The following is a 14,520-nucleotide window of genomic DNA, read 5'->3' on the forward strand; positions in this document are numbered from 1 at the left end:
ATCCTATTGTTTTTTCTCCATCAAAATAGAAAAATATAGGTGTGTAGAGAGGAGTATCGATGTCATAGCCAAGAAAGTGGATGGGTGGAGTCGAGGCAAGATGTTTTTCTTCGCATCTCTTATTGGAGGGGGCGATGAGGTGGCGAAGGGGCGCGGAGTCATGAAGACGCAGTGCCGATCCGAGCCCCCTTAGGGGTGATCCCATGATCTTGCTGACCGGATTCGAGAGCTGGGATGACGTTCCCTCCAATCCCACCAGTGAACTTGTAGAGCAGCTCGTGAGAAATGAAATAGTGGGTGAAGTTCTGCCAGTCTCGTTCAGGAGGGCAGGCGAGAGGCTGGAGAAGCTCATAAAGGAACTCAGGCCTGAGGCCGTGCTTAACCTCGGTCTTGCGCCTGAGAGACCCGTTATCAGGGTTGAGAGAATCGCAATAAACCTGATAGATGCGAGAATCCCGGATAACGATGGAGAGCAGCCAGTAGATGTGCCCATAGATCCGGATGGGCCTCCATGCTACTTCTCCACGCTACCGACTAGGGAGCTAGTGGGGGCCTTGAGGGGGGAGGGCATACCCGCTTTTCTGTCGTACTCGGCCGGGACGTATCTGTGCAACTATGTCATGTACAAGACGCTGAGGACACTGGATATCGTGGGCCTCAGGGTACCGGCTGGCTTCATCCACATCCCATACTCCTCCGAGATGGCCTCGAAGATGAACAAACCAGTCCCTAGCCTGCCCCTATCCACTATAAAGAGGGCTATCCAGATAGCGTTGAATGTGATCACCTCCTCTTCCCGAGCTTGAGCTTCATCAGCTTCGCTAGGGCCCGGGCCTCGTGAACCCTCCTCCTAGAGAGGAACCACTCAAGGGCCTCCTCAGCCTCCTCCTTGGTGAGGGGGTTCTGCTTGAGGAACTCCTGTAGGCCCTCCTTCACAACCTCGTATCTCTGTCCGTCGCTCAGCTTCCTGAAGCCCCTGAACCTCCCAGTCACATTGAGATAGTGATGAGCCTTCTTAGCCCACTCACTCATCCCTCCTTGGGGGGTGAGGCCTACCTAATTAGGTTGCCCCTCGCTTCTCTGCCCTGTCTCCTCAGCAGGTAAAGCGCTGTAAACAGAGAGGTGATTATCACAACCAATGTGACGGCCATCGGGACGTACTCATATTCTATTTCCGTCGATCTATTTTCTCCAACGTTGGAAAGGGCTTTTACCACGTCTTCAAGCTTTTCAGGGGTGCTCCTTGGTTCGAGCGGTGATGGGATGTTTATCCAAGATATGCCCGTTTCCTCGGCCATTTCCACTGCTTTCTTGTTGAGAGGGGTCTGCGCATTCCCTACCAATACCATGACCCCTATCTCGCCAGAGAGGGCCTTCCTCCTAATCTCCGCTAGCTCTGGAGGCGTCGCTGGCACCCCCCTCTCCTTAAGGAGCAGGTACCTCACCTTCACCCCGGCCCATTCCACCGCGTACTGGGCGACTGGGCTCACGGCGACAGCTGACAAGTTTAGATGAGGTGCTTCCTTCTTTATCTTCAGAATCCTCTCCCTTATCAGATCATACCTCTTCATGTACTGAGAGGCGCACTCGGGGTTCTCCCTAGCCATTATCTCGCTCAGACGCCCCATTAACTTGAGGTAATTATCTGGATCATAGATGGGCATGTGATAGTTAGGCTGCTTAGTTGCTGGATTCGTCAGGATCTTGAGTCCCAGCTTGGGAATCTCCACTAGCTCCGCTTTTATTTCACCTGAGGCGACCTTTTCCCTGATGAGCCTCTCGAAGGGAGTATGGGCTGTTGATACTACGATGTCTGCCTCCTTTAACAAGTTTACATCCTCCGGCTTGAGCTCGTAGTCGTGCGGATCGACTCCGGGTGGTACGAGGGACACCACCCTATCGGAGGGGCATGCTAAGAGATCCACATCATACTTCAGGTTGGAGAAGGTCACGATCACGTTGAGGCCTCTAGGTGAGCCCTCAGCCGATTGAACCGCCAGTGTCAGAGCCAGCAGTAGTAACAGAGCGCCCGCCCTCATCGCCCTTTAGTTTGTGCACTTCTTTATATTTGATATACCCAGTTTGTGCACGATGAGCGCGCTGACCTTGGAGGTGAGGGGACTCGAGGTAAGCTACGATGATGAGGAGATATTCTCTAACGAAAGCTTTAGACTCGAGGGACCCGGTCTAGTGGTGGTGATGGGTCCCAATGGCGCTGGAAAGACCACCCTGTTCAAGGCGCTCTTAGGACTAATACCCGCTAAAGGAAAAGTCCTAGTCAATGGAGAGGACGTGACTGGCAAGCCAGAGAGGGCCGGCAGGCTCATAGGATACGTCCCCCAGTGGAAGGGAGAGGACTATAGCTTTCCGGTCAGCGTCAGGGAGATAGTCGAATCGGCCATAGCCCTGAGAAGGAGGCCTCCCAGGCTCTCCTTCCCAAAGAACGAGAGGGGGAGGATAGAGTCTGCCCTCAAGAGGGTGGGAGTCGATTATATAGCAGGCAAACCGCTATCAGAGCTGTCAGGAGGCCAGAGACAGAGGGTCTTCATAGCTAGGGCCCTAGTGTGGGACCCATCCATCCTAATAATGGATGAGCCCCTCACTGCGGTGGATCCAATGGGAAGGGTGGATTTGGTCAGGATGATAAAGGAGATGTCCTCATCCAAGCTGGTGATGGTTAGCAGTCACGACCCAAGCATGTTCCTCGACAGGGCCAAGTTGATTATGGTCGTGAACAGGGGGATAGTAGCGCTTGGCCCGCCCGATCAGGTCATAAAGGAGGAGCTGCTTAGCAAGGTTTACGGGAGGAGCGTCTTCATAGTTGAGAAGTGCGTCCACGTGGTGGATGGCTATGCCGTTTGAACTGATGCTGGACCCTAGGTGGGTCATAGTAGTGGGCCTCGCCTCCATTGTCTACGGGGTGCTTAGCCCCGTGGTGGTGGCGAGGAGGCTCCTCTTCCTAGCTGGGGCCCTTCCACATTCTGCTCTTCTCTCGGCCCTCCTCGCCATAATAACAATGAACCTGCTGGGATGCCCGTTCGAGATCTGCTCCATTATCTTCAGCCTCATCTTGGTGTCCACGGTTTCCCTCCTAATATCTAGGGGAGTCAGGCCCGACTCCGCCACAGCCATATTCGTCTCGATAAGCGTGTCCCTCACCACCATATCCCTCTACTACATACTGACGGCCTTCCCTATGGAGACCAGCGTCTGGTCATACATAATCGGAGATCCCCTGCTCGTGACTTGGGAGGACGTATGGTTCACCGTCGCCGTCTCCGCCATAGTTCTGGTCCTGACGGTTCCATTTCTTAGGGAACACATACTCATAGGGGTGGACAGGGACTTCGTCAGGCTGTCAGGGGTCAGGGCTTCCCTTTACGATGCCATGATGGTCGCTTCTTTAGCTATAGCCACCGTCGGGCTGCTGAAGACCGTTGGATTCGTGGTGGAGCACGTGATGGTCCTCCTCCCCGGCATAACTGCATCCGCTCTAGCCAAGAGCGGCAGGGTGGCTGTGATACTTGGGTTCCTCCTGTCACTGGCTGGCGGCCTGACGGGCCTGCTGATGAGTGTGGCCACCGGACTGGCACCTTCGGGGGTTATAGGTATTGTCATGCTGGGATTCTACCTGATATCCCTGCTGAGGGGAAGGTAAGGTAGTATGAAGAGGAGATTCGGCGTCTCCCTCCCCGAGGACTTGGTGGAGAAGATAGATGAGCTGTCCTCCAAGCTGGGGATGAGCAGGTCATCTCTGATCCAGAGCATATTGGTGGAGGTCATGGAGGATAGGGTTCACCTCCTAACCCCTCACAGGTGCAGGGGTGTGCTGATTGTGGTATCGGAGGGGAGGAGCAGCGAATTGGTCTCCAAAGTGCTGGAGAAGTACGGGAGCTGCGTGATCACCAGAACGCATCACCACACCGAGGGCGTGTGTGTTGACGTGAGTTTCGTCGAGGGAGATTCTCACACTATCCTCGAGCTTGAGGGCTCCCTGAGGAAGATAAAGGGTGTCAGCGAGAGATACCTGCCGCTCGGCTGCCTTAGATAACCTTAATATGGGGGGCTTCCACCCCAGATTATGAGCGAGAGAGAGGAGAGTGCCGAGCTACTCGAGTTCTTCACCCTAGCGTTCATGAGGCCCACGGAGGAGTGGGTAAAGGAGATCGAACCTCTACTTGAGAAGGTTAGGGAGAGGTGGCCTCAAGCTGCTTTAAGGCTGGAAGATCCCCACTTAATGAATCAAGAGTACGTAAGGCTCTTCAGATTTGGCAAGGAGATCCCCTGTCCACCCTACGAATCGGTGTACAGGACCGAGGACAAGGTGCTCATGTCCCACCTAGCCGTTGACGTTCAGGACAGGATGAGGGCCTTCGGCGTCGATATTTCCGACGAGTTCAAGGACCTCCCAGAGCACATATCTGCGGAACTCGAATTCCTCCGCTACCTCTATATATTAGGCGAGGAAGAGGCCTTGGACGAGGCTAAATCCTTCTTGAAGGATCATCTGCTCCAGTGGGTGCCCCAGTTCTGCGAGTGCGTGAGGACCAACTCCCGGGTCGATTTTTATAGGGAGGTGTGCGCCCTTCTACCCGAGTTCCTCAGTGAGGAGTTCGAGACCCTCAGGTGATTCGAGGATTGAGCGGGAGAGACTCCGGAAGGATAATGGTCTCTGCTGCCATGACCACCCTCTCAATAGGGGCGGGCATGGGTGTGCAGAGGGCAGTTCTCCCGCTGTACGTGAGCGGATTCGTCCAACAGACCTATTCTTACCTCTTTATCGTGCTCCTCCCCATACTCTCATTCGGAGCCTTCAAGGGTCTGGCTGATCTATTGGCCGGATACTTGTCTGATAAGCTGGGCAGGAAGGTAGCCGTCGTTTTAGGGGCTGGAATGTTCTTCGCCGGTACCTTACTGCTCATATACAGCAGAGACCTGTTGATGGTGGCCGCCGCCTCCCTCATGATGGGTTGGAGTCAGGGGTTGGTCGATTCCGGTGTGATGATAGTTCTATCGGAGGCCGGAGGGAGGGCGAGGCACGGCCTTAGTTTGGGTATAATGGAGGCCTCTGTTTACGGTGGATACACGGCTGGGTCATTCTTGGGAGGCTACGTGTCCGAGGTCAGGAACATACCCGATGCCTTCTACATAACGTTGGTCGCCTCGGCCCTAGCTCTTATTCTCTCCTTGGTGGGCATCTCCGAAACGAGGGTCGAGGGAGCAGAAGTAGAGGAGATGCCCACGGTCCAAGCGTATTCCATGTGTTTAAGAAGCGGGACCCTGAGGCTCACCTACTTCCTCGGCCACGTAGCTCAGTTCTCTGATGCGCTCATATGGGGACTCTTACCCCTCTACCTGAGTTCCTTGGGGTTCGGGACCACCCAGATTGGTTTCATACAGGGTCTGAACACTCTATCTTGGGCCCTCCTGATGCCGTTCTCCGGGAGGATCTCGGATGTTTTCGGGAGGAGGATCCCCATCTTCATGGGATTCTCCATCAAGGCTGTCAGCATATATCTTCTCCACTCCCTAGGAGATCCCCTATATTTAGCTCTAGCCTCCGTCACCTTGGGGCTGGGTGTGGGCCTCTACTACCCTATACTCCCCGCCATCTCGGCTGACGCAGCCCCACCCACGGTGAGGGGACGATCAATGGGCCTGTACACATCGCTCAGGGACTTCGGCTATATGACTGGTGCCCTGACCTTGGGAGCCGTGGGCGAGGTCTACGGGTTCGGAGGTACCTTCATGCTCACCGCCCTGATGATGGCCGCTGGATCCTTCCTCATCTTCCTTATGAAGGAGACGAGGCCCTTCTGGCCAGCCTACGACATGGTGGTGGATCACGCTTCAAAGGTCGTGAAGGCGGTAGAGAGCTTCGCCGACATGGTGAGCAATTACTCAAGTGGGGTAAGGGATGAGAGGAGCTTCAAGATGGTCAAGGAGTTTGAGAGGCAAGCTGACGAGATCAGGATAGCCATAGACAGGCAACTTTGGTTCAGCAGTCTCTCGGGCCAAGACAAAGCAGACTTCGCTAGGCTCGTCGGTAGGGTGGACAGGATCGCTTCTTTCGCCTTGGGCGCATCGAGGAGGCTCAGAACCCTCAATCCAGAAGATATACCCCCGAAGATAAGGGAGCTCATGAGGGAGATGGCTAGGGTCTCCAAGTGGATCTCAAACAGGCTCTTCAGGGCAATAGAGATCATAAGAGAAGACATCGAGTCATCATTGGATATCGTGAGCGAGATAGACACGCTCGAGTCGGTGTTCGATGAATTACATCAGCAGGCAATGGAGGAGTTGCTTCACGTGGAGATAGATGTGGTCAAGCTCATGAACCTGAGGGACTTCGTGGAGCTCTTCGAGAACATGATAGATGCTGTTGAGGACGCGTCAGACGTGTTAAGAGTTATAGCGTTCAAGCATATGGCCTGGCCGGTGTGAGATTGAGGAAGCCGGGAAACTTCTCTTTCGTGGACGAGCATGTGGCGGGTTCCGCTCTTCCCTATTCACCGGAAGAGATCGATTGGCTGGCAAATAAGGGAATAAAGGTCGTGGTATCGCTCGTGAAGTCGGAGGAGTATGACGAGCGTGTGATCGAGAGATTGAGGGAGCTGGGAATGGAGCATTATTTCTTTCCCATCGAGAACTTCTCGGCTCCGCCCGTAGAGCTCCTAGCTCAGATAGTCGACCTGATAAACCAGAAAGTTGGGGAGGGAAAGAAGGTGCTGGTCCACTGTTTGGCGGGATGCGGGAGGACCGGCACCGTTCTGGCCGCTTACTTCGTCTCAAAAGGAATGCGGCCTGATGAAGCCATCGAGCACCTCAGATCCATGAGGCCTTGCTCCATAGAGACCCAGCAGCAGTACGATGCGATCTGGTTCTATTACACCTACTTCAAGGGGAGAACTCGCTCTCTATCTCCTCGGCGAGGGCCTTGAGCGCGCCCTCCTCGTAGGTCAGGTCCCTTATGCTGAGCACACCGACTGGGATGCCGTCCTCGTTTACAACTACGAGGTGCCTGATTCTGTGCTCCCTCATGAGCTTAGCTGCCTTATAGAGGGTGTCCGTGTCCTTCACCGTGACGACATCCTTGGTCATGAGCTCTTCGACCTTGGCATCCTCCTTGTTGCTGGCCAAGGCCCTGATGATGTCCCTCTCAGAGAGGACCCCCACCACCTTTCGGGGGTCGCTTGAGTCCACAACCACCAAGAAGCCGATCCCCTTGTTCGCCATCACCTTAGCCGCTTCTCTTACGGTCTTGTCCGGGGTAACGCTTATGAAGCCGTACCCCTTCAGGAGATCTCCAACCTTCATATAAGGCATCCTCTTCGCCCCCCTCACCAGTGAGGGGAATTCTAAAAAAGTTATGGTTCGAACGGAGGACTGTGAAAAATTTAGGATGGTAGGGGATCAGGGGTTGGGTATCTCTTCGTAAAGCTTCTCGTATCTCTCCACCGCGGCCTGTCTCCAGATCTTCTGCATCTTGTTGGCGAAGGCCGTGTCCCTCAACTTCTCATTGATCTGCTTGGCGTATTCTAGTGTGAAGGAGACTTGCTTGCCGTCCTCGGTCCACGTAAGAGGTCTTCCCAGTTCCCTAGAGAACTTCTTGAACTGCTCCTCGGTGAGCTTGCCCGCCTTGTAGGCCTTGACCAGTTTCGCCCATGTCCTCACGAGCTGGTCGTGTGGATCGCAGTACACCGAGTCGAAGTAGTACTTGAGAGAGAACAGGATCTCCGTGGCCAGCTTCTCATCGAAGGGTATGCCTATGTTGTTGACGGTCTGCTCATAGGCCCTCTTAAGATCAGGCCTCTCCTTACCCTCGGGAGTGTTGAACACATCGGCCCTGACGGGCATCCTGTTTATCTTCTTGTGGAGCCATATCTTCTGGCCCTCCACCGAAATCACCCATTTTATGAAGGCCTGAGCGGCGTCTGGATGCTTGGAGGTCTTCAGGAGGGCGATGGGATCGCCGTTGACTATGGACTCGTTGTATGGGAGTATGTACTTCAGGCCGGGGAACTCGATCTGGGCCCCGTACCCATAGAAGTCGATCATTATGCCTATGGGGGTCTCCCCAGTCTCCACAGCCGTGAGGGCCTCTACGGAACCGCCGTACGGCCTGCCATTGGCGGCCATCCTAGCTAGGATCTCCCATCCCTCGTCCCACCCGTACTTCTGGAGTATGATCTGATATATCCTAGTGTGAGATGTGGAGGTAAGGGCCCTAGCATAGGATATGGCTGGCTTAGGCAGGATCTTAGCCATCTCCGGGCTCGCCAAGTCCTTCCAAGATTTAGGCTCCGGTAGGCCGTACTTCTTGAGCAGAGGCTCGTTTACGCTGAAACCGAACGAGGAGATGGCCGCAGCTACCCACATGAGCTTACCGTTCTCGTAGTGTTTTATCTCAGAGCCTCCTATCTTGTCAGGGAGGCTCTCGATCTCTTTGAGGGCATCTGGGTCTGTTATCGGTGCTAGGAGCCCCTGCCTGATCAGCTCGTTGAATAATGCGGGCCCCCCACCCCAAGCAACGTCCGGCTCCTGCTTGAGTATGGTATCTCTCCACAGGGCGACATGAGGGCTGTAGAACTGGAGATCCACTATGTTGTACTTCTTGGCTATGTCCGTCTTGAGGAACCTCTCCCTAGTTACTTCTTGGATCTCGCTGGCGTGCCTAGTTATTATCTTCAGGACTATGCCCTTCTGAGTTTGCTGGGTGGTGGTTGTCGTCTCGCCGCTCGGCTTGAGCAGGAAAAGGACCGCAGCACCGATCACCAAGATCGCGATCACTACGAGCAAATACTTGACATTCACGTAGCACCACCTTCGGGAAAAAGAGGGGGAGGGGGCGGCTTAAGACCTCTTCCTCTTCATGGCCAGGTAGGCGCCTACCACCACGATTATTATCACCACGATTATGGCAGCTATCCACTCAATGGGCAGGCCGGCGCTCTCGACAGTGGTACCCCAAGCCAAGGCGTTCTTCACGAAGGTCGGTCCCTGCAGCTTGACGCCGTGGTACTCCTCGCTTATTATGGTCCTGTCACCTAGGAGGGACTCGCCAGTGACTATCAGCTTGCTGTAGGTGGAGCCAACAGCTATCTTCTCGGCCGCAGCTTCCACGAAGCTGCCGGTCTGTCCCACCCTATAGGCCTTCGGGTCTATGCCGTCGTGGCTCACCACAGTTCCCTTGTCGCTGCTCCTGTAGAGCCAGACACACGTGTCACCCACAACTTGGTCGAAGGGGACGAACTTCCCATCCTTGTATCCGGCTAGGAGGGTGGGTCCGTGGAAGAGGACCTTATCGGCTCCCTTAGTTATCTCTGCGGCCCATCCCTGATGATTGGCCTCGTAGCTCACGACCCTGTAGGCCGCACCGGCGTTGGATTCGGGATCCTCCAAGCTAGCGTACTCTATCCTTATGGATGAACCTACGGCCGACAGTATCTTATTGGGCTCCTCAGCCTTGAATCCAACATCCTCAGGCTTGAGATAAGGCTCTACGTAGTCGGAGTCAGCTCCAACCCATAGAAGCTTTCCTCCCTGTTTGAACCAGCTGGCAATGGCTTGCACCTCAGATGGGGAGAACTTGCTGTTGTAGTCCTTCATCTTACCGATTATCAGTACATCAACATCCTTCAGGGTCTCGGGTGTCAGCTGGGTCAGCTCCTTCACCTCGTAGCCCCAAGACGTCAAGTAGTCCTTGAGCTTCTTCAGATATTTCTGACCGATCTCGGCGTCTAGGTCCTTGACTCTCCCCGGGGCTACGTCTAAACCGACAACCTTCTTCTGGGCCGATAGCGGAAAAACGGTGGCACCAAACACGAGTACGAACGACAGGGCTAGAAAGAGGGCTACTCTCCTGTTCATACGAGAGCACCGGGCGTTCAAGATTCAATATAATATAAAGATTGGGTCTAATTTAGATACTAAGGTTAGGAAGCTAGCTAAAATTAGTAAAAGCTTTATAACATGAGGGAGAATATGACAAGTCTGTTTTAGTGCTCCGCTCCAGTCCCAACCGGTGCGATGATGCCTATAAGCGTATGCAGCCTCGCTTCAATTCGAGAGTTTAAACTCGGATGCTACCCAGTCCGTCGTCAATAGGAAGGGCTGGACGTAAAAAGAAAGTTAGATTGTCAGTCCGTACACCTTTAGGGCAGTTTCCTCCGATATCTTTCCATCCAGCAGGTCCTCCTTCACGAGAGATGGATCCCTGAACTTGGGATCCCCGTAACCCCCACCACCGGGGGTGTTTATGTAGACCACATCCCCCTTCATCAGCTCCATGGTGGCCTTGGCCCCGAGCACGATCCTCTCCCCGTTCCTCTTAACGTAGTGGAAGCCGTTCTTCCCCTCCAATCCTCCCTCCAATCCCCAAGGTCTGAGCTTAACCCTCTCAGTAGCTATGGATAGTACGGCCCTGTCCGAGAGGATCTTGAACGCTCTAGTTATCCCCAGTCCGCCCCTGTACTGACCTGGACCTCCCGAATCATCCCTTAGGCTGTACTCGACGAAGAGGACCGGACACTCCCTCTCTATGACTTCGATCGGGGTGTTCATGGTGTTGGTCATGTGGGTGTGAACGCCGTCGACGCCGTCCTTACCCGGCCTGCCCCCCATCCCGCCTCCTATTGTCTCGTAGAACGCCCAGCTCCTTCCTTCATGTATTCCTCCCACCATCACGTTGTTCATGCTCCCGTGGGAGGCTGCAGGTATCCTCCCCCTCAGCGGCTCGGCCAGCGCCTTCAGGACGGTCTCAGCTATCCTCTGGGAGGTCTCTACGTTGCCCGCTGCCACAGGAGCGGGCTTTTTCGGGTGAACGAGCGTTCCTTCCCTAGCTTCTACCCTGACGACCTTGAAGAACCCGTAGTTCATGGGCAGATTCGGATCCAGGGCAGCCTTTATCGCGTAAGAGGTGGCGGCAACGGTCACGCCGTAGACAGCGTTTATAGGTATGTCGACCTGCTCATCGGTTTCGGTGAAGTCTACCCTTATGGACTCCTTAGAGAGCTGCACCCTGACTCTGATGGCCAGCAGCCTGTCGTCGGCCTCCATGTAATCCTCGGCGCTGTAGAGGCCTGGAGGTACCTCCTTAAGCTTCCCCCTCAGGTAGTTGGCCGTGTAGTCTATCGTCCTGTTCCAAGCCTCTGTCACCGTCTCCAGCCCGTACTTGTCTATCAGCTCCCTCAGCCTCCTCTCGCCAACGTTGAGGGCCGCTATCTGAGCCTTCAGATCACCTCTAGTGTACCTAGGAACCCTCACGTTACTCAGGATCAGGTTGAGCACGCTTATGTCGAGCTGGCCCTTCCTGACTATCTTCAGCGGAGGGAGGACCAGTCCCTCCTGAATCAACTCCTTCGCGCTGCCGCTTATGCTTCCGGGGACCATTCCCCCAACATCGACATGGTGAGCCTTGTTCGCCACATACCCGAATATCTCCCCCCTGTGGAAGAGGGGTTTCACCATGGTCACGTCGTTCAGATGAGTTCCCGCTATGTACGGGTCGTTAAGCACGATTATGTCGCCCTCCTCCAGCTCCACAGAGGATCTCTGCAGGTAATCTATGGTGTTCTTGACCCCCACGGCCATGCTACCCAGGTGGACGGGTATATGTTCAGCCTGAGCTATCATCTCCCCGTTATCCAGAAGGATCGCGCAGCTGTGGTCCATCCTGTCCCTTATGTTCGGGGAGTAGGCCGCGTTCCTCAGTACAATACCCATCTCCTCAGCTATGTAGGAGGAGGAGCTCCTGATCACCTCCACGGTGACGGGGTCTACCATTCATGTCACCCTTATTCTCAGGTTCCCGAACTCATCCACCCTCAGCAGGTGTCCTGGTGGGACCAACGTCGTCGAGTCGTACTCCTCCACTACAGCCGGGCCTTCAAGCGTGGCTCCAGGCTTGAGCTTTTCCCTAGAGTAAACAGACGCATCTACCCACCCCCTGTCCTCGAAGTACACCTTTCTGGATCCCTCGAGCTCCGGCCTGTACTCCTCGGCCCTCATTCTCGGGAACTGGAGCTTCCTCAGGGACCCTATTAGTGCCAGTCTCACATTCACTATCTCCACAGGCTCGTCAGGAGATGAGAAGCTGTACACCCTCCCGTGAGTGGCATGGAAGTCCCTTATCGCCTGATCGATCGATCCCCTCCACGGTACATTGAGATCGTAGGCCTGTCCCCTGTACCTCATGTCCAAGCTCGGGATTGCGTGCACCTCCCTGACTCCCTCGAGTTCCCTGCTGGCTTCCACCTCGAGCTGGGCCAGCGCCTCCTCCACCTCCCTATCCTCGGTCTCCTCTGCTAGCTTCATCACGCTCCTGACGGTGTCCACCCTGTAGTCAGTCAAGAGGAGCCCGAACGCTGAGAAGACCCCCGGATGGATGGGTACCAGCACTTCCTTAGCCTCCAGTTCCCTCGCTAGCTCCACCCCGTGCAGGGGACCTGCACCACCGAAGACATACATCACAAAGTCTCTAGGATCGTGACCCCTCTCCACCGTCACTATCCTCAGGGCCTTAGCCATGACCGTGTTGGCCAGCTTTATTATGCCCATCGCGGCCTCCTCCATCTCCAAACCCAGTTCGACAGCCAAGCCACCAATGGCCTTCTCAGCCAGCTCCTTCCTAAGTATCAGGCTTCCTCCCGCAAGCTTCTTCCCTAACCTGCCCAAGAGGAAGTTCGCATCGGTTATCGTGGCCTTATCCCCTCCCCTCCCGTAGCAGGCCGGACCTGGCTCGGCACCCGCGCTTATGGGACCGACCCTTAAAGCTCCGCCCTCGTCTATCCAAGCTATGGTGCCACCGCCGGCGCTGACCTCCGCCAGATCTATGAAGGGGAATCGCACGGGGTAGCCAGATCCCTTCACCAGCCTGCCTGCGTGGACCTTCCCACCCACCTCGTACTCCGTGGTGACCGTCGGCTCTCCCCCTATCACTGTCGAGGCCTTGGCGGTAGTTCCGCCCATGTCGAAGCCTATCACCCTATCATCTCCGGCCATTTTGGAGTAGTGCGCGACAGCCACCGCTCCTGCTGCAGGACCGGATTCTATGAAGGCCGCAGGCCTCTCTACAGCGTACTCGACCTTTGACACCCCGCCACTGCTCTGCATGACCAGGAGCCTGCCCTCAAATCCCTTCCTCCGGAGCTCCCTCTCCAAGTTCGTCAGGTAGGTCGAGAGTAGCTTCCTCAGGAAGGCGTTGACTACCGTGGTGCTGGTCCTCTCGTACTCCTTGTGCTCGGGGTTCACCTTGGACGAGAGTATGACATCGAGGTCAGGGCATCTCTCCTTGAGTATCTGGAGCATCTTATCCTCGTGGATGGAGTTCATGTAGCTGTGGAGGAAGGAGACTGCAACCACCTCATATCCTTTCTCGCAGATGAGGTCCGCCAGCTTCTTGGCTTCCTTAACGTTGAGAGGAATTAGCACGTTTCCCCAAGCGTCTATCCTCTCCTCAATCTCGTACCTGTCCCTTCTCCTTACCAAGGGTGGTGGCTTCTCGAAGAAGAGGTTATAGAGTTCGGGCCTGCGCTGCCTTCCTATCTCTAAGATGTCTCTGAAGCCCTTGGTGGTGATCAGGGCCACCTTGGGTGGGACCAATCCCTCCTGACCCAAGAACATATTGGTACCCAAGGTCGTGGCGTGCACTAGAGTTGAGATCTCAGATAACTCTACCTTGGATTCCTCCAAACCAGATAGAACAGCTTTACTAGGCCTCTTGGGGGTTGTTAGAACTTTTAGAACCTTTAATTTACCGGATTCCTCATCTAGGAAGACGATATCGGTGAAGGTACCCCCGATGTCGACTCCCGTCCTCCACATATCCTATCCCGATCCGGTCAACTCTTTGTCATCAAAGATCTTTACCTAACTTTTAATCTTTACTATCGTCAAAATCGTTTATTTTTCAAAGATTTTTACCTTTCAATGGAAAGGTATATATGTAAGGCTGCCGACACAATTAGATCAAAGGTGGTCGCGTTGGTGAGGAGAAGGGGGTTAAGTAAGTCCCTTCTGGCCGCTATAGTTGTAATCGTTGTCATTATTGTGGCAGCCGCTGTTCTGATGATGCAGGGAGGAGGGGGTGCCGTTAAGGAGGTCAAGGTCGGCGTGGTGCTCCCTCTGTCGGGCAAGCTAGCTGAGACCGGCGCTGACTTGAAGAGAGGGTTAGAGTTCGCCATCGAGGAGATAAACAATGCTGGCGGTATAAAGAACCTGGGAGGGGCTAAGATCGTTCTCGTGTTTGGAGACAGTGCCGGCAAGCCCGAGACCGGTGCTGCCGAGGCCGAGAGGCTAATAACTGAGGAGAAGGTAGTTGCAATGCTCGGCTCCTACCAGAGCGCCGTCACCAAGACCGTGAGCGAGGTGTGCGAGAGATACCACGTCCCGATGCTCAACCCCGAGTCCACGTCGCCCACTCTCACAGCGAGGGGATACAAGTGGTTCTTCAGGACCACCCCACACGATGAGATGTTCGCCAAGCAGCATGTGGACTTTGTGAACTGGCTGAACAAGAAG

General features: G+C 54.9%; 15 protein-coding genes. 8 read left to right on the top strand and 7 right to left on the bottom strand.

Going from position 1 to position 14,520, the window contains the following annotated elements; all coding sequences use genetic code 11:
* The first annotated feature begins 203 nt into the window (after window positions 1-203).
* Window positions 204-806 carry a pyroglutamyl-peptidase I gene (pcp, locus tag QI197_03370; GenBank protein ID MDK2372400.1) on the top strand — a complete coding sequence of 201 codons (603 nt, stop codon included), beginning with the start codon at window positions 204-206 and terminating at the stop codon, window positions 804-806.
* Here pcp and QI197_03375 read toward each other — a convergent pair.
* A complete protein-coding gene (locus tag QI197_03375; protein MDK2372401.1) occupies window positions 784-1,032 on the bottom strand; it encodes a hypothetical protein in 249 nt (82 codons plus the stop codon). The two genes, pcp and QI197_03375, sit on opposite strands and share 23 nt — an antisense overlap.
* A 20-nt stretch (window positions 1,033-1,052) precedes the next feature.
* Complete coding sequence (locus QI197_03380) at window positions 1,053-2,039, bottom strand: zinc ABC transporter substrate-binding protein (protein MDK2372402.1); 987 nt, start codon at window positions 2,037-2,039, stop codon at window positions 1,053-1,055.
* A 52-nt stretch (window positions 2,040-2,091) separates the two neighbouring features.
* Between QI197_03380 and QI197_03385 the strand changes: the two genes are divergently transcribed.
* Genes QI197_03385 through QI197_03410 form a run of 6 tightly spaced genes read left to right on the top strand, consistent with a single transcriptional unit; the run spans window position 2,092 to window position 6,941 of the window.
* Window positions 2,092-2,862 carry a metal ABC transporter ATP-binding protein gene (locus tag QI197_03385; GenBank protein MDK2372403.1) on the top strand — a complete coding sequence of 257 codons (771 nt, stop codon included), beginning with the start codon at window positions 2,092-2,094 and terminating at the stop codon, window positions 2,860-2,862.
* On the top strand, window positions 2,852-3,658 hold the full coding sequence (locus tag QI197_03390) for a metal ABC transporter permease (GenBank protein MDK2372404.1): 807 nt from the start codon (window positions 2,852-2,854) through the stop codon (window positions 3,656-3,658). Before QI197_03385 ends, QI197_03390 begins: the two co-directional genes overlap by 11 nt.
* Before the next feature lie 6 nt (window positions 3,659-3,664).
* Window positions 3,665-4,051: a ribbon-helix-helix protein, CopG family gene (locus QI197_03395; protein MDK2372405.1), complete on the top strand. Its 387-nt coding sequence runs from the start codon at window positions 3,665-3,667 to the stop codon at window positions 4,049-4,051.
* 30 nt (window positions 4,052-4,081) lie between these two features.
* Window positions 4,082-4,630 (top strand): molecular chaperone TorD family protein, encoded by a 549-nt coding sequence (locus QI197_03400; protein ID MDK2372406.1) that lies wholly within the window; start codon window positions 4,082-4,084, stop codon window positions 4,628-4,630.
* A gap of 8 nt (window positions 4,631-4,638) precedes the next feature.
* A complete protein-coding gene (locus QI197_03405) occupies window positions 4,639-6,444 on the top strand; it encodes an MFS transporter (GenBank protein ID MDK2372407.1) in 1,806 nt (601 codons plus the stop codon).
* A gap of 2 nt (window positions 6,445-6,446) precedes the next feature.
* Window positions 6,447-6,941 carry a dual specificity protein phosphatase family protein gene (locus QI197_03410; GenBank protein MDK2372408.1) on the top strand — a complete coding sequence of 165 codons (495 nt, stop codon included), beginning with the start codon at window positions 6,447-6,449 and terminating at the stop codon, window positions 6,939-6,941.
* On the opposite strand, the gene QI197_03415 is transcribed toward QI197_03410, so the two are convergent.
* From QI197_03415 to QI197_03435, 5 genes are all read right to left on the bottom strand, one after another.
* The gene (locus QI197_03415; protein MDK2372409.1) at window positions 6,898-7,326 is read right to left on the bottom strand and encodes a CBS domain-containing protein; all 429 of its coding nucleotides are present in this window, start codon (window positions 7,324-7,326) and stop codon (window positions 6,898-6,900) included. The two genes, QI197_03410 and QI197_03415, sit on opposite strands and share 44 nt — an antisense overlap.
* Before the next feature lie 87 nt (window positions 7,327-7,413).
* Window positions 7,414-8,814 (bottom strand): ABC transporter substrate-binding protein, encoded by a 1,401-nt coding sequence (locus QI197_03420; GenBank protein ID MDK2372410.1) that lies wholly within the window; start codon window positions 8,812-8,814, stop codon window positions 7,414-7,416.
* Window positions 8,815-8,853: 39 nt separating this feature from the next.
* Window positions 8,854-9,870: a hypothetical protein gene (locus tag QI197_03425; protein MDK2372411.1), complete on the bottom strand. Its 1,017-nt coding sequence runs from the start codon at window positions 9,868-9,870 to the stop codon at window positions 8,854-8,856.
* A 261-nt stretch (window positions 9,871-10,131) separates the two neighbouring features.
* Window positions 10,132-11,784, bottom strand: a complete 1,653-nt coding sequence (locus QI197_03430; protein ID MDK2372412.1) for a hydantoinase B/oxoprolinase family protein — start codon at window positions 11,782-11,784, stop codon at window positions 10,132-10,134.
* On the bottom strand, window positions 11,785-13,824 hold the full coding sequence (locus tag QI197_03435; GenBank protein MDK2372413.1) for a hydantoinase/oxoprolinase family protein: 2,040 nt from the start codon (window positions 13,822-13,824) through the stop codon (window positions 11,785-11,787).
* A gap of 162 nt (window positions 13,825-13,986) precedes the next feature.
* Here QI197_03435 and QI197_03440 point away from each other — a divergent pair.
* A partial coding sequence (locus QI197_03440; GenBank protein ID MDK2372414.1) for an ABC transporter substrate-binding protein occupies window positions 13,987-14,520 on the top strand: 534 nt, incomplete at its 3' end.

It is taken from the genome of Thermoproteota archaeon (genome assembly GCA_030130125.1).
Lineage (GTDB): Archaea > Korarchaeota > Korarchaeia > Korarchaeales > Korarchaeaceae > Korarchaeum.

Bases quoted from the DNA above. Each gene is read 5' to 3' on its own strand.
- QI197_03380 (MDK2372402.1), bottom strand. From the start codon at position 2,039: ATGAGGGCGGGCGCTCTGTTACTACTGCTGGCTCTGACACTGGCGGTT.
- QI197_03385 (MDK2372403.1), top strand. From the start codon at position 2,092: ATGAGCGCGCTGACCTTGGAGGTGAGGGGACTCGAGGTAAGCTACGAT.
- QI197_03390 (MDK2372404.1), top strand. From the start codon at position 2,852: ATGCCGTTTGAACTGATGCTGGACCCTAGGTGGGTCATAGTAGTGGGC.
- QI197_03430 (MDK2372412.1), bottom strand. From the start codon at position 11,784: ATGGTAGACCCCGTCACCGTGGAGGTGATCAGGAGCTCCTCCTCCTAC.
- QI197_03400 (MDK2372406.1), top strand. From the start codon at position 4,082: ATGAGCGAGAGAGAGGAGAGTGCCGAGCTACTCGAGTTCTTCACCCTA.
- QI197_03415 (MDK2372409.1), bottom strand. From the start codon at position 7,326: ATGCCTTATATGAAGGTTGGAGATCTCCTGAAGGGGTACGGCTTCATA.
- QI197_03375 (MDK2372401.1), bottom strand. From the start codon at position 1,032: ATGAGTGAGTGGGCTAAGAAGGCTCATCACTATCTCAATGTGACTGGG.
- pcp (MDK2372400.1), top strand. From the start codon at position 204: ATGATCTTGCTGACCGGATTCGAGAGCTGGGATGACGTTCCCTCCAAT.
- QI197_03425 (MDK2372411.1), bottom strand. From the start codon at position 9,870: ATGAACAGGAGAGTAGCCCTCTTTCTAGCCCTGTCGTTCGTACTCGTG.
- QI197_03435 (MDK2372413.1), bottom strand. From the start codon at position 13,824: ATGTGGAGGACGGGAGTCGACATCGGGGGTACCTTCACCGATATCGTC.
- QI197_03395 (MDK2372405.1), top strand. From the start codon at position 3,665: ATGAAGAGGAGATTCGGCGTCTCCCTCCCCGAGGACTTGGTGGAGAAG.